This is a genomic window from Clostridium sp. cel8, from assembly GCF_014050525.1.
Taxonomy (GTDB): domain Bacteria; phylum Bacillota; class Clostridia; order Clostridiales; family Clostridiaceae; genus Clostridium_B.
The window spans coordinates 1-22,441 of sequence record NZ_JACGAG010000018.1 but is presented as its reverse complement, the minus strand read 5'-3'; the positions used below and the strand labels follow the sequence as shown (position 1 = coordinate 22,441).

24 protein-coding genes are annotated in these 22,441 nt (G+C 27.0%); 9 read left to right on the top strand and 15 right to left on the bottom strand.

Annotated elements, in window-relative coordinates:
• Window positions 1-115: 115 nt before the first annotated feature.
• Window positions 116-364 carry a DUF3343 domain-containing protein gene (locus H2684_RS12060; protein WP_182089647.1) on the bottom strand — a complete coding sequence of 83 codons (249 nt, stop codon included), beginning with the start codon at window positions 362-364 and terminating at the stop codon, window positions 116-118.
• 296 nt (window positions 365-660) lie between these two features.
• On the opposite strand from H2684_RS12060, the gene ytvI reads away from it, so the two are divergent.
• Together ytvI and yyaC are read left to right on the top strand one after the other, a co-directional pair.
• Window positions 661-1,716 (top strand): sporulation integral membrane protein YtvI, encoded by a 1,056-nt coding sequence (gene ytvI, locus H2684_RS12055; RefSeq protein WP_182089646.1) that lies wholly within the window; start codon window positions 661-663, stop codon window positions 1,714-1,716.
• A gap of 99 nt (window positions 1,717-1,815) precedes the next feature.
• Window positions 1,816-2,406, top strand: a complete 591-nt coding sequence (gene yyaC, locus H2684_RS12050; protein WP_182089645.1) for a spore protease YyaC — start codon at window positions 1,816-1,818, stop codon at window positions 2,404-2,406.
• A 66-nt stretch (window positions 2,407-2,472) separates the two neighbouring features.
• On the opposite strand, the gene H2684_RS12045 is transcribed toward yyaC, so the two are convergent.
• The 13 genes from H2684_RS12045 to rpmH all read right to left on the bottom strand — a co-directional run bounded on the left by H2684_RS12045 (window position 2,473) and on the right by rpmH (window position 12,121).
• Window positions 2,473-2,673, bottom strand: coding sequence for a YkuS family protein (locus H2684_RS12045; protein WP_243159345.1), 201 nt, complete (start codon window positions 2,671-2,673; stop codon window positions 2,473-2,475).
• A 55-nt stretch (window positions 2,674-2,728) separates the two neighbouring features.
• Window positions 2,729-3,235: a DUF4446 family protein gene (locus tag H2684_RS12040; protein WP_182089644.1), complete on the bottom strand. Its 507-nt coding sequence runs from the start codon at window positions 3,233-3,235 to the stop codon at window positions 2,729-2,731.
• Between the two features lie 68 nt (window positions 3,236-3,303).
• Complete coding sequence (locus H2684_RS12035) at window positions 3,304-4,158, bottom strand: ParB/RepB/Spo0J family partition protein (protein WP_182089643.1); 855 nt, start codon at window positions 4,156-4,158, stop codon at window positions 3,304-3,306.
• Window positions 4,159-4,163: 5 nt separating this feature from the next.
• Window positions 4,164-4,931 (bottom strand): AAA family ATPase, encoded by a 768-nt coding sequence (locus H2684_RS12030; RefSeq protein ID WP_182089642.1) that lies wholly within the window; start codon window positions 4,929-4,931, stop codon window positions 4,164-4,166.
• Window positions 4,932-5,129: 198 nt separating this feature from the next.
• A complete protein-coding gene (gene noc, locus H2684_RS12025) occupies window positions 5,130-5,909 on the bottom strand; it encodes a nucleoid occlusion protein (protein WP_182089641.1) in 780 nt (259 codons plus the stop codon).
• A 99-nt stretch (window positions 5,910-6,008) separates the two neighbouring features.
• Window positions 6,009-6,722, bottom strand: a complete 714-nt coding sequence (gene rsmG / locus H2684_RS12020; protein ID WP_182089640.1) for a 16S rRNA (guanine(527)-N(7))-methyltransferase RsmG — start codon at window positions 6,720-6,722, stop codon at window positions 6,009-6,011.
• Between the two features lies 1 nt (window position 6,723).
• The gene (gene mnmG, locus H2684_RS12015) at window positions 6,724-8,622 is read right to left on the bottom strand and encodes a tRNA uridine-5-carboxymethylaminomethyl(34) synthesis enzyme MnmG (RefSeq protein WP_182089639.1); all 1,899 of its coding nucleotides are present in this window, start codon (window positions 8,620-8,622) and stop codon (window positions 6,724-6,726) included.
• Window positions 8,623-8,633: 11 nt separating this feature from the next.
• Entirely contained in the window at window positions 8,634-10,019 is a 1,386-nt protein-coding gene (mnmE, locus tag H2684_RS12010; protein WP_182089638.1) for a tRNA uridine-5-carboxymethylaminomethyl(34) synthesis GTPase MnmE, read from the bottom strand.
• 55 nt (window positions 10,020-10,074) lie between these two features.
• Entirely contained in the window at window positions 10,075-10,701 is a 627-nt protein-coding gene (gene jag, locus H2684_RS12005; RefSeq protein WP_182089637.1) for an RNA-binding cell elongation regulator Jag/EloR, read from the bottom strand.
• 24 nt (window positions 10,702-10,725) lie between these two features.
• On the bottom strand, window positions 10,726-11,376 hold the full coding sequence (yidC, locus tag H2684_RS12000; protein ID WP_182089636.1) for a membrane protein insertase YidC: 651 nt from the start codon (window positions 11,374-11,376) through the stop codon (window positions 10,726-10,728).
• Between the two features lie 17 nt (window positions 11,377-11,393).
• Window positions 11,394-11,603, bottom strand: coding sequence for a membrane protein insertion efficiency factor YidD (gene yidD, locus H2684_RS11995; RefSeq protein ID WP_182089635.1), 210 nt, complete (start codon window positions 11,601-11,603; stop codon window positions 11,394-11,396).
• Window positions 11,600-11,935: a ribonuclease P protein component gene (gene rnpA / locus H2684_RS11990; protein WP_182089648.1), complete on the bottom strand. Its 336-nt coding sequence runs from the start codon at window positions 11,933-11,935 to the stop codon at window positions 11,600-11,602. The genes yidD and rnpA overlap by 4 nt, the downstream gene beginning before the upstream one ends.
• Window positions 11,936-11,986: 51 nt before the next feature.
• Window positions 11,987-12,121, bottom strand: coding sequence for a 50S ribosomal protein L34 (gene rpmH / locus H2684_RS11985; RefSeq protein ID WP_182089634.1), 135 nt, complete (start codon window positions 12,119-12,121; stop codon window positions 11,987-11,989).
• Between the two features lie 717 nt (window positions 12,122-12,838).
• Between rpmH and dnaA the strand changes: the two genes are divergently transcribed.
• The 7 genes from dnaA to gyrA all read left to right on the top strand — a co-directional run bounded on the left by dnaA (window position 12,839) and on the right by gyrA (window position 21,608).
• The gene (dnaA, locus tag H2684_RS11980) at window positions 12,839-14,182 is read left to right on the top strand and encodes a chromosomal replication initiator protein DnaA (RefSeq protein WP_182089633.1); all 1,344 of its coding nucleotides are present in this window, start codon (window positions 12,839-12,841) and stop codon (window positions 14,180-14,182) included.
• Between the two features lie 247 nt (window positions 14,183-14,429).
• Window positions 14,430-15,533 carry a DNA polymerase III subunit beta gene (gene dnaN, locus H2684_RS11975; protein WP_182089632.1) on the top strand — a complete coding sequence of 368 codons (1,104 nt, stop codon included), beginning with the start codon at window positions 14,430-14,432 and terminating at the stop codon, window positions 15,531-15,533.
• Window positions 15,534-15,567: 34 nt separating this feature from the next.
• Window positions 15,568-15,774, top strand: a complete 207-nt coding sequence (gene yaaA / locus H2684_RS11970; RefSeq protein ID WP_182089631.1) for a S4 domain-containing protein YaaA — start codon at window positions 15,568-15,570, stop codon at window positions 15,772-15,774.
• Window positions 15,775-15,836: 62 nt separating this feature from the next.
• Window positions 15,837-16,928, top strand: coding sequence for a DNA replication/repair protein RecF (gene recF, locus H2684_RS11965; protein ID WP_182089630.1), 1,092 nt, complete (start codon window positions 15,837-15,839; stop codon window positions 16,926-16,928).
• Between the two features lie 21 nt (window positions 16,929-16,949).
• Window positions 16,950-17,213, top strand: a complete 264-nt coding sequence (locus H2684_RS11960; RefSeq protein WP_182089629.1) for an extracellular matrix/biofilm biosynthesis regulator RemA family protein — start codon at window positions 16,950-16,952, stop codon at window positions 17,211-17,213.
• 17 nt (window positions 17,214-17,230) lie between these two features.
• Window positions 17,231-19,144, top strand: a complete 1,914-nt coding sequence (gyrB, locus tag H2684_RS11955; RefSeq protein ID WP_182089628.1) for a DNA topoisomerase (ATP-hydrolyzing) subunit B — start codon at window positions 17,231-17,233, stop codon at window positions 19,142-19,144.
• Window positions 19,145-19,160: 16 nt separating this feature from the next.
• Window positions 19,161-21,608 (top strand): DNA gyrase subunit A, encoded by a 2,448-nt coding sequence (gene gyrA, locus H2684_RS11950; RefSeq protein WP_182089627.1) that lies wholly within the window; start codon window positions 19,161-19,163, stop codon window positions 21,606-21,608.
• Window positions 21,609-21,724: 116 nt separating this feature from the next.
• Here gyrA and H2684_RS11945 read toward each other — a convergent pair whose 3' ends face one another.
• Window positions 21,725-21,826, bottom strand: a complete 102-nt coding sequence (locus H2684_RS11945) for a transposase (protein WP_243159344.1) — start codon at window positions 21,824-21,826, stop codon at window positions 21,725-21,727.
• Window positions 21,827-22,441: the final 615 nt, after the last annotated feature.

Below are 22,441 nucleotides of genomic sequence, written 5' to 3'. Positions count from 1 at the left end.
ATTTTTATGTTACCATTAATTGTAATGTGCGTTTTCATAAGAAATTTTTAACTTTTATTTTTCAATCTATAATATTTTCTTTTTCTTGTATTTAATTTTTTAATTATGCTCATATCTAATCAATCAAGCTGTATCCCTGTTTTTGTCTTTCATATATATTTTTAAATTTAAATTCTTTATTATTTACAAGCTCCTTTATTTTTTGAAAATTCTTAACATCTACTCTTACACTTATTCCACAACTTTGAGTTATAAAAACTGGAGTTGGAACAATATCTATATTAATTCTTTTTTTATCTAAAAATTGTTCTGCAGCTATAGCTTCATTAGTATTTTTAAACGTAATTATATAATATTTATCCATAATTTATTTCAGTATAAATCTAAACCTCCTATATTTTTTCCATATATTGTATACATATTTAAAATATTAGTCTATAATATATTATAATTCAATAAATCTATAATTTAAATTGTATATTAGCCTACATACTTAAATAACAGACTTGTTTCTTATAATAGATAAAATATAATATGTATTATATACTTTATCACAATACAATATTACACTCAAATACATTTATAAATTTTATAAAATTATTACAATTTTATATGGATAAAATCATAAATTAAGAAAAAAGAGGTGCAGAAATATATAAAATGAATAAACTAATAGATAAAATAGACAAAATATTGTTATTTTTTATAATATATACTTTAATTTTTACTATATTCTTTGGTACACTTGAATATACACTCCCTTTTGTACTAGCGTTTATTTGTGCCTTTATACTAAAGAATCCAACTATATATATTTCAAAAAAGTTAAATATTAATGTTTCTATAGCTTCTTTACTTACAACTATAATATTCTTCACCATAATAATATTTGTACTAGTAATTGTAATAATAAATTTGACACAAGAAACTGTTCAATTTATTAAAAATACACAAAATTATATATCAAATAACTCTAATGAAATAATGAACTCATTCTACAATCTACAAAAATATTACAACAATTTAGATCCATATATAATAAATACTTTAAATAAAAATATAACTAATTTTGTTGACAATATATCAAATATTGCTGTATCTATATCCGGGAAATTAGTATCATATATTATAAATTTGGCATCAATTATTCCATATGCAATAATGGTAATTTTATTTACTTTAATTTCTACATATTTTTTTACAAAAGATTTTATAAAAGTTAAAAACAAAATAATTAATCTAATTCCAAATAATAAAACAAACAAACTACTATCAATTTACAATGAAACAAAAAAAATGCTTGGAAATTATCTTCTATCATATCTATTAATAATCTTTATAACATTCATTGAAACATTTATAGTGTTTTTAATATTTAGAATAAAGTACACTTTATTATTGAGTATTATATCTGCAATAGCTGATATATTACCAATTATAGGTATAGGGACAATATACATTCCTCTTGCACTAATATATATATTTATATTTAAGAACTATATTACAGCAACTGGACTTATAATATCATACATTTTAGTATCTATAATAAGACAAATAATTGAGCCAAAAATAGTATCATCATCTTTAGGTATACATCCTGTTGCAGTTTTAGCATCATTATTTATAGGACTTAAAGTAAATGGATTAACAGGAATGATATTTTGCATATTTTTAGTTGTATTTTATAATATTTTAAGTAAGTTAAATATATTATAATCCACATACTGTTTTTATAATGGTATATCATGTTAAATTGATTTTAAATGTATAAAAATACCTCCTATGGTTATACTTCATATCATAGGAGGTATTTATATGAAGAAAATAATTATAGATTCCAATTTAATGAACTCATCAGTAATTTTAAGAGATAAATTGAGTAATATAATATATCCAGTTATAAAATCTGGGAAAACAATAATTATACTATGTATAGGTTCAGATAGATCCACTGGTGATAGTCTAGGTCCCCTAGTAGGTGATAAATTAAAATTTTTAGTAAGAGATAATGTTCATATATATGGAAATCTTAAATGTCCTGTTCATGCAAAAAATCTTTCAGAAACACTAAACAAAATAAACTCAAAATACAAAAATAATTACATAATAGCTATAGATGCTTGTCTTGGAAGCTTACAACATATAGGAAATATAATAATAGAAAAAAAACCACTTCATCCAGGTTCAGCAGTAAATAAATCTCTTCCATCAGTAGGGGACTTAAGTATAACTGGAGTTGTAAATATATCAGGAGCAATGGAATTTATGGTATTGCAAAATACAAGATTATTTACAGTTATGAATCTTGCAGATACAATATCTCGAGGAATATATCACTGCATATTAAAAACTATAGGTGGTAGACTAAGTAGTAAATCTATAAAAAATAAGTCAAATATAATGTAATAAAGTACCTAGATTACCTTATTACATTATTGTATATTCTATTATTAAGTATGTATTCTATATCATTTATTTTTTTCTGCCATAATCTATTATTATAGTTTCTCCTATTTTTATATTACTAATTATATTTAAATTATTTAGTTCACCATCTTTTAAATTACAAATAATAGCATCGCATACGCGATTTTTATCTGATATTATATTATATCCTCTTTTTTTTAATTCATTACTTAACTTAGACAAACTACTTGAAACATAAATCTCCATATATAAAAGCCTCCTAAGAATAGTTTTCCTCTTAGAAGGTAGTTTATGTATAAAATCAATATATTTTTTTATTAATACATTCTTGTAAAACTTGATTTTCTTCTTGTGACAACTCATATCTTGACATTCCTTTATCTATTGGCTTAGCATATGTTGTACTCTCATCTCTTCCATATATACCAGTAATAATAATTCCACTATTATCTGCATCTAAAAGTGCTATTGAAAAACTTAAATCACTTCCTACATCCTCAAATGCTCTATATCTTACAATTGAAAATTTCTGTATACATTTTTTAAGTCTTAAATTCAATTCCTCAAATTTTTCTTTCATAAAGTCAGTTTCTTTTTTTGCTTTATCTATACTATCAAGATATTCTATAACAAGACTCTCTAAGTTTTTATTATCCACTCCTCTCATAAGTCTTCTATATCTTTTCTCAATTCTATTTATTGATTTAAATGCTATAATATTCATTATGAATAATATTAAAATTAGTATTAGAAGAACTCCTACAATATATAATTGAAATTCTTCTACAAGATTTAAGATATTCTGCATAAATTTTTCTCCCTCCGTCAAAATGTTTCATGTGAAACATTTTATCATAAAATTATTATAAAATATATTTATATATTTAAAATATCTAAAATTCTTTGCAAATCATCATCAGAATAATATTCTATTTCTATTTTACCTTTATTTTTTTTAGTATTTATCATAACTTTAGTACCTAACAAGCCTTCTAATTTATCCTCAATATCTTTATAATATGGATTAACTTTTTTACTTTCATTTGTACTATCTTTCTTCTTATTATTAATATTCTTTATATAATTTTCTACTTGACGAACAGTTAAACCTTCTTTTATTATACGAAGAGATAACTTATATTGTAAATCCTTATTTTCCAGTGCTAGAAGTGCCCTTCCATGACCTTCTGTTATCAATCCGTTAATTATATATTCTTGAACTCTGTCATCTAAATTTAACAACCTCATACAATTTGCTATTGCAGCTCTAGATTTTCCTATTTTCTCAGATAATTGTTCTTGTTTAAATCCAAAATCTTTAATTAGTTTTTTATACGCATTAGCTTCTTCTATTGGATTTAAGTCCTGTCGCTGTATATTCTCTATAAGAGAAATTTCAAGTATATCATTATCAGATAAATTCATAACAATTCCAGGCACTTCTCTCATTCCTATTAATTTGGCAGCTCTCCATCTTCTTTCACCTGCAACTATAACATATTTATCTCCTTTTTTATTTAGTATAAGAGGTTGTATTATGCCATGTTCTCTTATAGACTTAGAAAGTTCATCAATTTTAGCTTCATCAAAATTTTTTCTAGGCTGATCTATATTTGCTATGATATCATTAATATTAATTTTTTGTACACTATTTTCTATATCATCTTCAATTAATCTCTCATCAGGTATTAAAGCCTGAAGTCCTCTACCTAATCCAGATTTTTTATTCAATTAAATCACCTCTCTTGTTTTTTTAAAAATTCATTAACTAACTTTTCATAAGCTTTAGCACCTCTACATTTATCATCATAGAGTGCTATAGGAAGTCCAAAACTCGGTGCTTCTGCTAGTCTTATATTTCTAGGTATAGTAGTTTTATAAACTTTATCTTTAAAATATTTTCTTACTTCTGATGAAACTTCATTAGATAGTTTAGTTCTTCCATCATACATACTCATTATTACACCTTCTATCTGTAAGTTAGGATTGAGTGACTTTTTTACAAGCTGAAATGTATTAACTAGTTGTCCAACTCCTTCTAATGCATAAAATTCACACTGTATTGGAATCAATACTGTATGAGAAGATGTAAGTGCATTAATAGTCAATATGCCTAAAGATGGTGGACAATCTATAAAAACAAAATCAAATTTACCATCTATAGATTGAATCTTATTCTTTAATATACTTTCTCTATTATCCATATCTATTAATTCTACTTCAGCTCCAGCCAACTCCATAGTTGAAGGAACTACATAAAGATTATCAACTAACTCACACTTTTTCATAACTTCATTTATTTCTGCATCTGAGCACAATATATCGTAAATAGACTTATTAATGCTATTTTTCTCCAATCCAAATCCACTTGTGGTGTTCCCTTGAGGATCGATATCTATATTCAAAACATTATATCCCTTAATAGCTAAATATGTAGATATATTTATACTAGTAGTAGTTTTTCCAACTCCACCTTTTTGATTAAATATGGAAATAATCTTCACTTAATTCACCGCCTTTATTAAAGCTATTTAATTTAATTATATATTTTTATAATACATAATTAAAGAGTTTTTATTTCTACTTATATTAAATTTTTAATTTAATTATATATAAAATTACTCATTTATAAAATGTTTCACATGAAACATTTTATAAATGAGTAATTAAAATAAAGCTATAAAATATTTACAAAATATCATCTATTTTTTTGGTATAGTTATTGTTATTTGTATTTTATCTTCTAATTCTTCAGAGGAATATTTAGCTTTCAATCCATATTTATCAAATACTTGTTTTACAGTATTAACATATACTCTAGGAGAAAATATTCCTTTTATCTTTTTCTTTTTCTTCTTTCTTTTAGTATTATCTGTTAATTTTGATAACTCCTTTTCAATTAGCTCTTCAGTCCCTTTTACATTTAAAGATTTTTTTAAAACAACCTTAAGTACATTTTTCTGGAGTTCGACTGTTGGAAGCTTTAAAAGAGCTCTAGCATGTCTTTCAGTTAAATTATTTTCAAGAAGTATATATCTTATTTCTTCATCTAATTTAAGTAGCCTAATTTTATTCGCAATAGTAGATTGTTTTTTTCCTATAACCTGAGCTAATTTTTCTTGAGTATAGGAATGGTTTTTTATTAAATTATAATATGCCTCTGCTTCCTCCAAAAAATTTAAATTTTCCCTTTGAAGATTTTCAAGTAAAGCTATAGCAGCTGATTCTTCATCACTTATATCAACTATTATTACAGGTACTTCTTTAATTCCAGCTTTTTTAGCAGCTCTAAGCCTTCTTTCGCCAGCAACTAATTCATACTTTTCATCACTCAATTTTCTAACAGAAAGCGGCTGAACTATACCATAAGCTTTTATTGATTGAGCTAATTCATCCAAGCTTTCCTCATCAAAATATTTTCTCGGCTGATATAAATTAGGGAAAATTAAATCAACCGATATATAGTTAATATTTTTTTGCATATTTATCCATCCTTCTTATACTTCCTATTGTTAACATTTCTTCATTACTAATAAAAATCCTTCTATTTTTTCAAATTTTCGTATGACAAATTATGCTCTTTATTTCAAAGGTTTTTTTGAAACAATTCCTGCTCTTCTTGGATATTTAGATGGTGTATTTTTTACTTTTTTTATTATAACTAAATTATGATTTAGCTCATCATCTCTTACCTTAATTATATCCTCAATCTTACCACCAAGTATAGAAATAGCATTTTTGCTTTCTTCAATTTCATCACTAACTGCTGGTCCCTTCATAGCTATAAAATATCCATTTAATTTAACAAATGGAATGCATAATTCACTTAATACACTTAAATTCCCTACTGCTCTTGAAATTGATATGTCAAAGCATTCTCTATATTCATTTCTCCTTGCAGCATCCTCTGCTCTACTATGAATCGCAGAAGTATTTTTTAAATCTATGCTTTCTATAACTTCATTTAAAAAATTTACTCTTTTAGATAGAGAATCTAAAAGGACAATTTTTATATCTGGTTTCATTATTGATATTGGAATACCCGGAAACCCGGCTCCAGTACCTATATCAATGATACTTGAAGAATTTCTAAGTGGTAAGAATTGAAAAGCATTGATAGAATCTATAAAATGCTTTTTTACTATTTGTTCATTTTCTTTTATAGAAGTAAGATTTATTTTTTTGTTCCAAGTTTGCAGCAAATCCATATACTTCTTAAACTTATTATATTTTTCTAAATCAAAATTAAGTCCTAAATCTAAACAATGTTTTTCCATAATATTAAAATAATCCATATTAATCCTGCTCCAATGCTTGTTTTTTTCTTTTACTTTTCTCCATATAAATCATCAATACAGATATATCAGCTGGAGAAACACCTGAAATTCTAGAAGCTTGCCCTATATTAGTTGGCTTTATTTTATTTAACTTTTCAGCAGCTTCAATTCTAAGACCTTTTACTTCGCTATAATTTATATCAGAAGGTATAACATTATTTTCAAATTTTTTAAATTGTGCTATTTGTTCCATCTGTTTAGAAATATATCCCTCATATTTTGAAATAATATTTACTTCCTCTTGGACATTCCAACTTAACTTTTTCCTATTTACGTCTAACTTTTCTAACTTAAAATAATCAAGTTCAGGCCTCTTTATAAGTTCATATATGCTTTGTGTCTTTTTTAATTCTGATGATCCTAATGAATTTAAAAATTCATTTACATCTTTTTTAGGATTTATCCTAACATTCTTAATTCTATCTAATTCTTCATTTATAGCTTTTTTTCTACTCAAAAATTTTTTATATCTTTCTTCACTTACAAGTCCAATATTATGCCCAAGCTCTGTAAGCCTCAAATCTGCATTGTCCTGTCTAAGTATCAACCTATATTCTGCTCTTGATGTCATCATTCGATAAGGTTCTTCTGTTCCTTTTGTAACTAAATCATCTATTAAGACTCCAATATATGCATCTGATCTCTTTAAAATAAAAGGTTCCTTACCCTTTACTTTAAGTGCTGCATTAATACCTGCAATTATACCTTGAGCTGCAGCTTCCTCGTATCCTGAACTTCCATTTAATTGTCCCGCTCCAAATAGTCCTCCAATATTTTTAAATTCCAATGAAAGTTTTAATTGAAGTGGATTTATACAATCATATTCAATAGCATATCCAGTCCTTAAAAATTCTACATTCTCAAGACCCTCTATTGTTCTATACATTTCAATTTGAACATCTTCAGGCATTGATGTTGAAGCTCCATCTACATATAACTCCTCTGTATTTTCGCCTTCAGGTTCTATAAATATCTGATGCCTTATCTTATCTGGAAATCTAACTACTTTATCTTCAATTGAAGGACAATACCTTGGACCAACGGATTTAATTAAACCATTAAAAAGAGGAGATCTATCTATATTTTCTCTTATAACCTTAAGGGTATCATCTGTAGTATAAGTCAAATAACATGGTATTTGTTCTCTCTTTAGAGATTCATTCATAAATGAAAATGGGACTATTTGTTTATCTCCATCTTGTCGAATCATCTTAGAAAAATCAACACTTCTTTTATTAACTCTAGCAGGAGTACCTGTCTTAAATCTTCTAAGTTCTATTCCCAAATCAATTAAATTCTGTGAAAGATCATTTGCAGGCATAAAACCATTTGGTCCAGAACTATAACTTACATCTCCAATAATAACTTTACCTTTCAAGTATGTTCCTGTAGCTAATACAACAGTTTTCGACTCAAAAACTGCACCATTTTTTGTCATTACACCACACACATTTTTATTACCATCTGTAATTATTTTTAAAACCTCTAATTGTCTTATATATAAATTTTCTTGCTTTTCAAGTACAAGCTTCATTCTTTCGGAATAGCGTTTTTTATCAGCTTGAGCTCTTAATGAATGTACAGCAGGACCTTTTGAAGTATTTAACATCCTAGACTGTATAAATGTATTGTCAATATTTATTCCCATTTCTCCGCCTAATGCATCTATTTCTCTAACTAAATGTCCCTTCGCAGTCCCTCCTATATTAGGATTACATGGCATAAATCCTATACTATCTAAATTCATAGTACATATCAAAGTTTTACATCCCATTCTAGCAGAAGCAAGGGCTGCTTCACATCCCGCATGACCTGCACCAACTACTATAACATCATACTTTTCTGAAAAGTATTTCATATGAATTATACCTACTTTCCTAAACAAAATTTTGAAAATATCTTATTAATTATATCATCTTCGAGAGTATCTCCAGTTATCTCTCCAAGACTCGACCAAGCATTTCTAAGATCAATTGAAGCAAGATCAATTGCTTGAGTATTCTTTAAAACATCAAGTGCTTCAATAAAACTTTTCTTAGCTTTAATTAAAGCTTCTTTATGTCTTGTATTAGTAATAAAAAAATTATCCGATTTTACTTCACCATTAAAAAATAACTTTTTTATAAGATCTTTTAACTTATCAACACCTTCTCCACTTTTTAATGAAGTTTTTATAACATTGTGTAAATCTAGATCTTTAATACAATCCAAATCTATTTTATTATCTAAATCACTTTTATTCAATATTATAATATATTTTTTCCCATTAACTTTAACATAGTCCATAATCTCTTTATCTTCTCTATCTAAATTTCTACTTGAATCCAACATAAATATAATTAAATCAGACTGACGAATTTTTTCCTTTGACTTTTCCACTCCAATTTTTTCAACTAAATCATCTGTATCTCTAATACCTGCTGTATCAATCATTTTAACAGGAATACCGTTTATATTTATATATTCCTCTATTACATCTCTTGTAGTTCCAGGAATATCTGTAACTATTGCTCTATTTTCATCCATAAAAGTATTTAAAAGTGATGACTTACCTACATTAGGTTTCCCAACTATAACTATACTTAAACCATCTCTTATAATCTTTCCCTCATCTGCTCCTTTGAGTATTTCATCTATTTCTTTTAACATATTTTTAACTTCAAAAGACACCTTATTAGATGTCATTTCTTCTAGATCTTCTTCAGGATAATCAACCGTTGCTTCAATATTTGCAATTAACTCAAGTAACTTTTCCCTAATAGGATTTATTTTTCTTGAAATGCTTCCAGATGATTGATTTAACGCTGATTTCATTGAAACTTCAGTTTTAGCTGTTATTATATCCATAACTGCCTCTGCCTGACTTAAGTCAATTCTGCCATTTAGAAATGCCCTTTTTGTAAATTCACCAGGTTCTGCAAGCCTAGCTCCACATTTTATAACTTCATCTAAAACCTTATGTGTACTTATAATTCCTCCATGACAATTTATCTCAACAACATCTTCACCTGTATAACTTTTTGGAGATTTCATAAAACTTACAAGCACTTCATCTATACATTCTCCCGTACTTTTTTCAATTATAAATCCATATCTCATAGAATAAGTCTTTATATCAATTAATTTTCTATTATTTTTTCCTTTAAATATACTGTTTACTATTTCAAGTGAATTTTCTCCAGAAACTCTTATAATAGATATACCACTTTCTCCAGGTGGTGTAGCAATTGCTGCTATAGTATCAAATTCTTTCATTAATATCACTCCACTCAAAAATTCATATTACTTCTAAATAAAAAGAAAGCCAAAATTAGGCTTTCTTTAAACTCACTACAACTCTTCTAAAAGGCTCCTGACCCTCACTATAAGTATTAACATAATGATCATTTTGAAGTGCAGAATGAATTATCCTTCTTTCATATGGATTCATAGGTTCAAGCTTAACAGTTCTTCCAGTTCTCTTTACTTTATCTCCAACTCGTCTAGCAAGTCTTTTTAAAGTTTCCTCTCTCTTAAGCCTATAATTTTCAGTATCCAATATTACTCGTTTATACTCCATATCATGATCTTTATTTACTATAAGACTTATAAGATATTGAAGAGCATCTAAAGTTTCGCCTCTATACCCTATGAGTATACCCATATCCGATCCAGCCAAATCTATTTTTACTATATTATTTTCTTCTTTTATTCTAATCTCGACTTCCATATTCATACAATTCAAGACACTTCTTAGAAAATTTCTCACTTCTTGTATGTAATTTCTCTTTAATTTCACTTTTATTCTAGCTGGCCTACAACCTATTATATTTAAAAAACCTCTATTACCAGTATCAAGAACCTCAACTTCAACATTTTCTCTATCAACTTTTAACTCCATTAAAGCATTTTTTAAAGCATCATCTACCGTTTTCCCCGCCATCTCCAAAACCTTCATACTGTAGTCACCCCCTAGATTACACTAATAACCCTTTTTCTCCTCTATTTTCTTTATAACAAAATTCTGACCAACTTGAATCAAATTACTAACAACCCAATAAAGAGTTAATGCCGCTTTTAACTTCCAACTAATGAAGATCATAAATACACTCATTCCTATATTCATTTTCTTAGTTTGACTTGCCTGCTCAATATTATCAGTAGGCATTATAAGCCAACTTGCAAGAAATGTTGTAATTCCAGATAATAATGCAAGTATTATATCTGGTTTACCTAAATCTTTTATCCAAAGAAAGCCAATCCCATTTATTCCATTAAGATGATTAAAAACGTAATATAAAGCTATAAGTATTGGCCACTGAATAAGAAGAGGCAAACATCCACTAAAAGGACTTGCACCTTTTTCCTTATAAAGCTTCATCATCTCCTTCTGCATTTTTTGAGGATCTTTTTTATATTTATCCTGAAGCTTTTTTATCTCAGGTTGAATTTTGTTCATTATTAAAGAAGATCTAATTTGTTTCACGCCCAATGGAAGTATTAATAATCTAATTATTATAGTCATCAGTATTATAGCTATACCATAAGATAAATTCTGATTTGGAACTACTGAAATAACTAGGTCATGTAGATACTCAAAGAATTGGACGAAAGCATTGTTTAGATATTTCATACTAACCTCCTAATTAATTATTTAACTGGATCATATCCCCCTTTACAAAATGGATTACATCTCATTATTCTTTTTATTGACATAATTCCGCCTTTTATAGTTCCATATTTCTGTAAAGCCTCTAAAGCATATTCAGAACATGTTGGATAAAATCTACAACAAGGTCTTTTTAAAGGTGATATATATTTTCTATAAATTTTTATTAAATAAATTAAAACTTTCTTCATTTATTATACAATCCCGCTTTTTTTAATAAATTTATAACACTATTATTTATATATTTAAACTTTTTATCATTTGAAGCATTTCTAGCTATAAAAATTAAATCATATCCAGTTTTTAAATCACAACAATTTAATCTAAAAGACTCTTTAATTAATCGTTTAATTCTATTTCGTATAACACTTTTACCAACTTTTTTACTTACAACTATACCTAATCTATTAAAATCCTTTTTATTCTTATATATATAAAGTACTAATAAATTATTCGAAAAAGATTTACCTTTTCTATAAACAACTCTAAATTCTGCATTTTTTTTTAATCTATAAATCATTATAACTGTACTCCTCTTTTTCTGCATTGCAGAAAAAGGCCACAAAAGCGGCCCTTATGCTGATAATCTCTTTCTACCTTTTTGTCTTCTTCTTTTAATAACATTTCTTCCAGATAGAGTTCTCATTCTTTTTCTAAAGCCATGTTCTCTTTTTCTCTGCTTCTTTTTAGGCTGATAAGTCATCCACATAATATCCTAACTGCTACTTTAATCAAGATATAAAATATCTTATAGCAGTTCTACCCTCCCTTCTACATTTATAATATTTTATTATGATCTAAATAAATTATATCTATAAAAATTTATTGAACAATTTTTAACTTATTATCTTTAACCTATTATAAATCATAAATAATAAAATTAAATATACACTATAAAATTTTAAAGATTTACTATTAAATTATATATTCACAATTGTACAATGTCAATATAAATTCATTTTACAATAAACTTTACCTGTTAACTTATATAAGTTAACATAATTCGAATAATTTACTAAATGATTTTTAAATCATAAAATATACCTTGTGGATTTTTACATTATATATATCTATATTTTTGTGGATAACTTCTTGAATAGGTAAGTATATTTTGTTATTATTAATAGAGGATTGTGAATAACTTACTTATCAACATATTTATCCACAGCTGTGGATAAATATGTTGATAACATGTTTAATTTTTTCATATATACTTAATAAACCCTTATATAATAACATATTTAATATGTTATTATTGTTAACTTTATTAAAATATACTTGTTTATAACTTTTCTATATCAAAAATACACACATTATTATAAACATATGAATATTTTTATATACACATGGAAAGTAATTATAATAAACTGTTGATATTTTTGTTTATATATTGTTATTTTAATTTTTCAAGACTGGAGGATACAAAATGAATGCCTACTTACAAGAATTATGGGATAAAGCTTTAAATATCATAAAGAACGGACTTACAGAAGTAAGTTTTAATACATGGATTAAAAGTATTACTCCAATATCAATAGAAAAAAATACTATAAAACTAAGTGTTCCAAACGAACTAACTCGAGGCGTTCTAAACAACAAATATAAAGATCAAATAACAAAAGCCTTAAAAATTCTTACATCTAAAAAATATAATATAGAATTTTTAATATCTGAAGATGATGAGGCCATAACCTCAGATGAATTAAATAAAATTAAAAATAAAAATAAATCAAATACTAAATCAGATACTATGTTAAATCCAAAATATACATTTGATTCATTCGTAGTTGGCAACAGTAACAGATTCGCACATGCCGCTTCACTTGCAGTAGCAGAATCCCCAGCAAAAGCATACAATCCATTATTTATATATGGAGGAGTAGGTCTTGGTAAAACACATCTAATGCACGCTATAGGTCATTACATATTAAAAAATAATAAATCTTTAAAAGTAGTTTATGTATCATCAGAAAAATTTACAAATGAACTTGTAAATTCAATAAAAGATGATAAAAATGTAGAATTTAGAAATAAATACAGAAATATAGACGTACTATTAATAGATGATATTCAATTTATAGCTGGTAAGGAAAGAACTCAAGAAGAATTTTTTCATACCTTTAATTCATTATATGAAGCAAACAAACAAATTATTCTATCAAGCGATAGACCTCCAAAAGAAATATCTACACTAGAAGACAGATTAATTTCAAGATTTGAATGGGGACTTATAGCAGATATTCAACCTCCTGATTTTGAAACAAGAATTGCTATTTTAAAAAAGAAAGCTGATGTAGAAAAACTCAATGTTCCAAATGACGTCATGGTTTACATAGCTACAAAAATAAAATCAAATATAAGAGAACTAGAAGGTGCACTTATACGCATAGTAGCATTTTCATCTCTTACAAATAAAGAAATAACCGTAGATCTAGCAACGGAAGCATTGAAAGATATAATATCTAGCAAACAATCTAAACAAATTACAATAAGACTAATACAGGAAGTTGTATCTAATTATTACAACTTAAAAATAGAGGATTTCAAATCAGCAAGACGTACAAGAAATGTTGCCTTTCCAAGACAAATAGCAATGTATTTAAGTAGAAAATTAACTGATATGTCACTTCCTAAAATAGGAGAAGAATTTGGAGGAAGAGATCACACTACAGTAATCCACGCATATGAAAAAATATCTGCAAATTTAAAAGTAGATGAAAGTCTTCAAAATGCAATAAATGAGCTCACTAAAAGAATAACCCAACAATAGTTATTAACAATTGTTTATAACTTATCTGTATATAAGTGTTGATAACTAAATATTTTTTATTTTTATTTTAATTATGTGGATAAAGTAAATTTTTTTAAATTATTTATCCACAATTATTTTTGTTATCTTTTTATTATATATCAACACTTATAAGAATTACTAACATATCCACAACCCCTACTACTATTACTATTATAGATAATTATCTAATTATCTATTCTTTACAAAAAAATAAAGGAGGATAACTATGAAATTTAGATGTCAAAAAACAGAATTACAAAATGCAATATCAACTGTACAAAAAGCAATAACAGGAAAATCTTCTATGCCTATATTAAATGGAGTACTAATTCAAACAAATAATAATCAACTTATACTAACAGGTTCGGATATAGATTTAAGTATAGAAACAAGATTAAACGTAGATATTTTAGAAGAAGGTTCAATAGTAATAAATGCTAGACTTTTTGGAGAGATAATAAGGAAACTTCCAAATAGTGAAGTTCTTATAGAAAGTACTGAAAATGAATCAACAAAAATATTATGTGAAAAATCAAACTTTAATATAGTAAATATGAATGCAGATGATTTTCCAGAATTACCTAAAATAAATGAAAATATGATGTTTTCTATACCAGAGAATATATTGAAAAATATGATAAAAGAAACAATATTTGCAGCAGCTCAAGATGAAACAAGACCAATTCTAATGGGAATTTTATTTGAAATAAAAGATGAAAAATTAAATCTTGTTGCGCTAGATGGTTATAGATTAGCTTTAAGATCAGAAAATTTAAGAAATACAAATGATATAAATGCTGTTATTCCTGCAAAGACTTTAAATGAGGTTTCAAAAATATTAGAGGATGGTGAAAATAACGTTAATATTACATTTACTCCTAATCATATACTCTTTAATTTAGACAAAACTAAAATAATATCTAGACTTTTAGAAGGAGAATTTATAAAATATAACTCTATAATTCCTGAAGAATTTAATACAAAAGTAATAGCAAAAAGAGAGGAACTTTTAGAATGCATAGAAAGAGCGTCACTTATGGCTAAAGATAGCAATACTAATCTTGTAAAATTAAATATAGAAAAAGAGAATATGATAATAACCTCAAATTCTCAATTGGGAATGGTTAAAGAAGAAACAAATATAATTTTGCAAGGTCAACCTTTACAAATTGCATTTAATTCAAAATATCTTATGGATGTTTTGAAAATAATGGAAGAAGAAGAAGTTCTACTTCAATTTTCTAGCAATGTAAGTCCATGTATTATAAAAAATACAAAAAATGATAATTGCACATATTTAGTTCTTCCAGTTAGACTTTTAAATAATTAGAAAATAAAAATAAATATATTGGAGATAATAGGAAATGAAAGAAGTTAAGATAAACACAGATATAATAAAACTTGATTCCTTTTTAAAATGGTGTGGAGCAGTTTCACTTGGTTCAGAAGCAAAATTTTATATACAAAATGGAGAAGTCAAGTTAAATAATAAAGTAGAAACAAGAAGAAGTAAAAAATTATATAAAGGTGATATAGTTGAATTTCAAGGTCAAACTTATAAAGTTTTATAATATAGTGTATCGTTAATTGTGGAATAGTTATATTGTGATATAATTAAAATTAGGTGTTTTTTATGTATATAAAATTTTTGAAACTTATTAACTTTAGGAATTATAAAGAATTGTCCATTGAATTAAATAAGAATTTAAATATATTTATAGGTGATAATGCTCAAGGCAAAACAAATATCTTAGAAGGTATCTATTACTGTGGTATAGGAAAATCATTTAGAACAAATAAAGACAAAGAACTCATAAATTGGAATGGAAAAGAATCATATATAAAGTCATATATAGTTAAGCATGGTTTAAATAAAACAATAGAAATAAAAATTTTTAAAGAGGGTAAAAAAGGAGTTAATATAAATTCTATAAAAATTAATAGATTATCTGACTTAATGGGAATTTTTAATGTAGTTATGTTTTCACCTGAAGATTTAAAAATTGTAAAAGAATCTCCTTCTTTTAGAAGAAAATTTTTAGACATGGAACTTTGCAAAATAAGTAAAAAATATTATTTTAATTTGGTGCAATATAATAAAGTACTGAATGAAAGAAATACTTTGTTGAAAAAAATGACAAGTAAAAATGACGATATTCTTACAGTATATGATATACAATTATCTAAATATGGAGAAGTTATAATATATCTTAGAAATAAATATATAAATGAACTTAATAAAAAAGGTAAAATTATACACTCTGATATAACTTCAGGTATGGAAAAAATAGAAATGAAATATATTACTTCTATAAAAGATTTAAATAATATTTATAAAGATTTATTAAAAAATTTAAAAGACCATAGACAAAATGATTTAGATAGAAGAACTACTTCATGTGGTCCTCATAGAGATGATTTTAGTATAAGTATAAATGGAATAGATGTAAGAAACTACGGATCTCAAGGACAACAGAGAACATCTATTTTAACTATAAAATTTGCTTCACTTGAGATAATAAAAGATATAACAGGGGAATATCCTGTTTTACTTCTTGATGATGTTTTGTCTGAATTAGATAAAAATAGACAGAAGTATATACTTAATTCTATAGATAAAATTCAAACATTTATAACTTGCACAGGAATAAATGATATTAAAAAATATATAAAAAAGGAAAGTCAATTATTTAAAGTTAATAATGGTAGTATAATTAAAGTTTAATGCTTGAAAGGAGATTTTTTTATGTTTTTGCATTTGGGTGAAAATATAGTTGTACCTATAAAAGATATAATCGGTATATTTGATGTGGAAACTTCAATGTATAGTTCTGATACAATTCAGTTTTTAAGAATGGCAGAAGAAGATGGTTTTGTTGAAAGAATTACTAAAGACAAACCAAAATCATTTATAATTGCTGAAGTAGATAAAAAAAGTAAAATTTATTTATCTCCCATATCTTCGTCAACATTAACAAAAAGATCAAAATCTCTGTATTATGAATCTTAAAAGATAGGAGGATATAAATGACAAAAGATAATAATCAAACTTATGATGAAAATCAAATACAAGTGCTTGAAGGTTTAGAGGCTGTAAGAAAGAGACCTGGAATGTATATCGGGAGTACAAGTTCAAGGGGTCTTCATCATCTTGTATATGAGATAGTTGACAATAGTATAGATGAAGCTCTTGCAGGGTATTGTAGTAAAATAAATATTATTATACATAAAGATAATTCGATAACAGTATCTGATAATGGAAGAGGTATGCCTGTTGGTATACATCCAAAAATGAAAAAACCAACTGTAGAAGTTATAATGACTATACTTCATGCAGGTGGAAAATTTGGAGGAGGTGGATACAAGGTATCAGGCGGTCTTCATGGAGTTGGTGCATCTGTTGTAAATGCATTATCTGAATCCTGTGATGTTGAAGTTAAAAGAGAAGGACATATATGGAAGCAATCATTTAAAAGAGGAAAACCAATAACAGGGCTTGATATTATAGGTGATACTGATGAGCATGGAACTAAAACTTATTTTAAACCTGATCCTGAAATATTTGATGAAATTGAATATGACTATGATACCCTTGCAAAAAGAATTAGAGAATTAGCATTTTTAAATAAAGGAATAATGATAAATTTAAAAGATGAAAGAACGGATAAAAGTGAAACTTTCCATTATGAAGGTGGAATAAAATCTTTTGTTAAATACCTTAATAGAAATAAACAGACAATACAAAAAGAGCCTATATACCTTGAAGGTAAAAGAAATGATTATTGGCTGGAAATTGCTATTCAGTACAATGATGGATATTCAGAAAATATATTTGCTTTTGCAAATAATATAGACACTGTAGAAGGTGGAACACATTTAGCTGGTTTTAAATCTGCACTTACAAGAGTTTTTAATGATTATGCAAGGCGTTTTGGAATTTTAAAGGAAAATGATAAAAACTTATCAGGAGAAGATGTAAGAGAGGGTTTAACAGCCGTAATATCAATAAAGCTCACTAATCCTCAATTTGAAGGACAGACAAAAACAAAACTTGGAAATAGTGAAGTTCGTGGAATAGTAGATAGCATAATGGGAGAGGCCGTTAGTAATTATCTTGAAGAGAATCCACAAATAGCAAAGACAATCCTTAATAAATCTCTTATGGCATCAAGAGCTAGAGAAGCAGCAAGAAAGGCAAGAGAAATAACAAGGCGTAAATCTGTTCTTGAAAATACTTCATTACCCGGGAAACTTTCAGATTGTTCATCTAAACATCCTTCTGAATGTGAAATATATCTTGTTGAAGGCGATTCAGCAGGAGGGTCTGCAAAACAAGGAAGAGATAGAAAATTTCAAGCAATACTTCCTCTTCGTGGTAAGATAATGAATGTAGAGAAACAAAGACTTGATAAGATACTTGGATATCAGGAAATTAGAGCTATGATAACTGCATTTGGTGGTGGAATAGGCAAAGATTTTGATGTTTCAAAAATAAGATATTATAAAATAATAATAATGACAGATGCAGATGTTGATGGTGCACATATAAGAACTTTACTATTAACATTTTTCTATAGATACATGAAAAAATTAATAGAAGATGGTCATGTTTATATAGCACAACCTCCTCTTTATAAAATAAGTAAAGGTAAAAAGGAAATGTACGCTTATTCTGACAAGGAACTTGAGGTAATTTTAAATAAGATGGGCGGAAAGGATAATAGTGTAAATATACAAAGATATAAAGGGCTTGGAGAAATGGATTCTAACCAACTTTGGGATACAACAATGAATCCTAAAACTAGAACTCTTCTTAGGGTAGATATAGAAGATGCTATGGTTGCTGATGAAATGTTTACAATACTTATGGGAGATAAAGTAGAGCCTCGTAAAAATTTTATAATAGAGAATGCTAAGAAAGTAGTAAACTTAGATATATAGAGAAGAGGTGTAATTCATGTTTGATGAAGGAAAAATTTTACCTGTAGATATAAGCAGTGAAATGAAAAAATGTTATATAGATTATGCAATGAGTGTTATCGTAGGTCGTGCTCTTCCTGACGTTCGTGACGGATTAAAACCAGTACATAAAAGAATATTATATTCAATGTATGAACTTGGCTTAACTCCAGAAAAAGGTTACAGAAAGTGTGCAAGAATTGTTGGAGATGTTTTAGGAAAATATCATCCTCATGGTGATACTGCAGTATATGATGCACTTGTAAGAATGGCACAAGATTTTTCAATTAGATACACTTTAGTAGATGGTCATGGAAATTTTGGTTCTGTAGATGGCGATAGTGCAGCAGCTATGAGGTATACAGAAGCCAAGATGAGTAAAATATCTCTTGAAATGCTTAGAGATATAAATAAAAATACAGTAGATTTTGTACCTAACTTTGATGGAGAAGAAAAAGAACCTTCTGTATTACCTTCAAGATTTCCAAATCTTCTTGTAAATGGTTCGGCAGGAATAGCAGTAGGAATGGCAACTAATATACCACCACATAATCTCAATGAGGTTATAGATGGTGTAATTATGCTAATAGATAATAAAGATGCCAGTATAGATGACCTTATGAAATCAATAAAGGGTCCAGATTTTCCAACAGCAGGAATAATACTTGGTACTTCTGGAATAAGAGATGCTTATCATACAGGAAGAGGAAAAGTAATAATAAGGGCAAGAGCTGAGATTGAAAAAGAAAATTCAAGAGAGAGAATAATAGTAACGGAACTTCCTTATCAAGTAAATAAAGCAAAGCTTATAGAGAGTATAGCAGATCTTGTGAAAGAAAAGAAAATTGAAGGAATATCTGATATAAGAGATGAATCTGATAGAGAAGGCATGAGAATAGTAATAGAGCTTAAGAGAGATGCAAACTCTAATGTTGTTCTAAATCAACTGTATAAACATACTAAAATGCAAGATACATTTGGAATTATAATGCTTGCACTTGTTGATAATGTACCTCATGTATTAAATTTAAAAGAAATACTAGTTCACTATCTTAATTTTCAAAAGCAGGTAATAAGAAGAAGAACACAGTTTGATTTAGATAAAGCTTTAGCACGCGCTCATATACTTGAGGGATTAATAATAGCACTAGACCATATAGATCAAGTTATTAATCTTATTAGATCATCTAAAACAACTGAACAGGCAAGAAATGGATTGATGTCACAGTTTGAATTGTCAGAAAAACAATCACAAGCTATTTTGGATATGAGGCTTCAGAGGCTGACTGGTCTTGAAAGAGAAAAGATAGAAAATGAATATAATGAAATTATGAACACAATAAGACATCTTAAAGATATACTTTCGGATGAACACCTATTACTTAATATAATAAAAGATGAATTAAATCAGATAAAAGATAAATATGGTGATGAAAGAAAGACAGAAATAAAATTAAATAGCAATGATATAAATGTTGAGGACTTGATTCCAGAACAAGATGTTATAATAACACTTACACATTCAGGATATATAAAGAGAATTGCAGCAAACACATATTCTTCCCAAAAAAGAGGCGGAAGAGGAATACAGGCTATGACTACAAAAGAAGATGATTTTGTAGAACATATTTTCATGACATCTACACATAATTATATACTATTCTTTACAAACAGGGGAAAAGTATATAAATTAAAAGGATATGAAATTCCAGAGGCAGGTAGAACAGCTAAGGGAACTAATCTAGTTAATTTAATTCCTGTAGATAGAGATGAAAAAATTCAAGCTGTTATAACATTTAGAGAATTTAATGAAAATAATTATTTTATTATGGGTACTAGAAATGGGTTAATTAAAAAAACTCAGATAAGTAAGTATTCATCTATAAGAAAAAATGGATTAAATGCAATAAATTTAAAAGATGGTGATGAACTTATTGCAGTTAGAATGACTACTGGTGATAGTGAGGTAATGATAGTTACTAAAAATGGGTATGCAATAAGATTTAGTGAGAAAGATGTAAGGCCTATGGGTAGAATTGCAACTGGAGTTAAAGCTATCACTTTAAGAGAAGATGATATGGCAGTTACTATGGATATATTAGATAAAACTTCTGATGTTCTTGTTATAACTGAAAATGGATTTGGAAAGAGAACACCTATATCTGAATATACAATTCATAGAAGAGGTGGAAAAGGTATTATTACCTATAAAATAACAGATAAAACAGGTCCTATTGTTGGCGCAAGAGTAGTAAAAGATGGCGATGAGGTAATGCTCATAAATAGCAGCAATGTTGCTATAAGGCTTAATGTTTCCGATATTTCGGTTACTAGTAGAAATACAATGGGAGTTACTCTTATGAGAACTGAAGAAGAACAAAAAGTTGTTGCAATAGCTAAAATAAATTGTAGTGAAGAAATTAAAAAAGATAATATAGATATTTAATTTTAATATGAGAGTTTGGTTCTAAAGTTTATAATTTAGTCCGTAAAACCACGGTGCCTTGTGCCTGTGGATGTAAGGACTTTAAAAGAGTAGGATTAAATGTCCTACTCTTTTAACTATGCAAACTTTTGAGTTTGTATATACTTTTGAATTATTTCAGAACTTACTGCACCAGCAGTTCCAACATAATAACCTTCACTCCATAACCCACTACCCATTTCAATGTTTTGCTATAATGATTACATAGATAACTATGCAAGGAGGTGAGAAAAGGTTGGAAAAATAGTTATAGGTAAGCTTAAAGGAATTAAGAAAGACATGAATTATAATAAAGGTTTTGTTCAAATTCCTATTCAAAGATTGGCAGAACTTGTAGAGTATAAAGCTATATGGATTTGTAAATTCCGATGTAAATGGTAGTTTGAATATATTAAGAAAAGAAGAAAAATGTATTCCCAAGTTAGTTGAAACTATGAGGGATAAGGGTAAGTGTTCTCGCTTGTTAAGAATAAGGGTTGCTTGTTAATTCAAGTCGAAAGTTAAATGCCAAACTTCTTACAAAGAAGCCATATCTCATTGAGGGTGTGGTAGTTCAATATTAAATAAAATAAAAAATATTAAATAAAAGTATTGACTTTTTTTAATTGAGATGATATTATATAAAAGTCGCATGAAACGTGACGAAATAAATTATATTGACAAGTGCGATATAATATGATATTATATAAAAGTTGTTTAAAAAAACAACAAGAAATAAAAAAATGATCCTTGAAAATTAAACAGAGCATAAATAAGTGAAAGCTTATATAAATAAACCAGCAATTCTTTGTATT

What these genes read in the sequence shown, in the direction of transcription:
- H2684_RS12060 (WP_182089647.1), bottom strand. Translation starts at nt 364, where the DNA reads ATGGATAAATATTATATAATTACGTTTAAAAATACTAATGAAGCTATA.
- ytvI (WP_182089646.1), top strand. Translation starts at nt 661, where the DNA reads ATGAATAAACTAATAGATAAAATAGACAAAATATTGTTATTTTTTATA.
- yyaC (WP_182089645.1), top strand. Translation starts at nt 1,816, where the DNA reads ATGAAGAAAATAATTATAGATTCCAATTTAATGAACTCATCAGTAATT.
- H2684_RS12045 (WP_243159345.1), bottom strand. Translation starts at nt 2,673, where the DNA reads ATGGAGATTTATGTTTCAAGTAGTTTGTCTAAGTTAAGTAATGAATTA.
- H2684_RS12040 (WP_182089644.1), bottom strand. Translation starts at nt 3,235, where the DNA reads ATGCAGAATATCTTAAATCTTGTAGAAGAATTTCAATTATATATTGTA.
- noc (WP_182089641.1), bottom strand. Translation starts at nt 5,909, where the DNA reads ATGCAAAAAAATATTAACTATATATCGGTTGATTTAATTTTCCCTAAT.
- rsmG (WP_182089640.1), bottom strand. Translation starts at nt 6,722, where the DNA reads ATGGATTATTTTAATATTATGGAAAAACATTGTTTAGATTTAGGACTT.
- mnmG (WP_182089639.1), bottom strand. Translation starts at nt 8,622, where the DNA reads ATGAAATACTTTTCAGAAAAGTATGATGTTATAGTAGTTGGTGCAGGT.
- mnmE (WP_182089638.1), bottom strand. Translation starts at nt 10,019, where the DNA reads ATGAAAGAATTTGATACTATAGCAGCAATTGCTACACCACCTGGAGAA.
- jag (WP_182089637.1), bottom strand. Translation starts at nt 10,701, where the DNA reads ATGAAGGTTTTGGAGATGGCGGGGAAAACGGTAGATGATGCTTTAAAA.
- yidC (WP_182089636.1), bottom strand. Translation starts at nt 11,376, where the DNA reads ATGAAATATCTAAACAATGCTTTCGTCCAATTCTTTGAGTATCTACAT.
- yidD (WP_182089635.1), bottom strand. Translation starts at nt 11,603, where the DNA reads ATGAAGAAAGTTTTAATTTATTTAATAAAAATTTATAGAAAATATATA.
- rpmH (WP_182089634.1), bottom strand. Translation starts at nt 12,121, where the DNA reads ATGTGGATGACTTATCAGCCTAAAAAGAAGCAGAGAAAAAGAGAACAT.
- dnaA (WP_182089633.1), top strand. Translation starts at nt 12,839, where the DNA reads ATGAATGCCTACTTACAAGAATTATGGGATAAAGCTTTAAATATCATA.
- dnaN (WP_182089632.1), top strand. Translation starts at nt 14,430, where the DNA reads ATGAAATTTAGATGTCAAAAAACAGAATTACAAAATGCAATATCAACT.
- yaaA (WP_182089631.1), top strand. Translation starts at nt 15,568, where the DNA reads ATGAAAGAAGTTAAGATAAACACAGATATAATAAAACTTGATTCCTTT.
- recF (WP_182089630.1), top strand. Translation starts at nt 15,837, where the DNA reads ATGTATATAAAATTTTTGAAACTTATTAACTTTAGGAATTATAAAGAA.
- H2684_RS11960 (WP_182089629.1), top strand. Translation starts at nt 16,950, where the DNA reads ATGTTTTTGCATTTGGGTGAAAATATAGTTGTACCTATAAAAGATATA.
- gyrB (WP_182089628.1), top strand. Translation starts at nt 17,231, where the DNA reads ATGACAAAAGATAATAATCAAACTTATGATGAAAATCAAATACAAGTG.
- gyrA (WP_182089627.1), top strand. Translation starts at nt 19,161, where the DNA reads ATGTTTGATGAAGGAAAAATTTTACCTGTAGATATAAGCAGTGAAATG.
- H2684_RS11945 (WP_243159344.1), bottom strand. Translation starts at nt 21,826, where the DNA reads ATGGGTAGTGGGTTATGGAGTGAAGGTTATTATGTTGGAACTGCTGGT.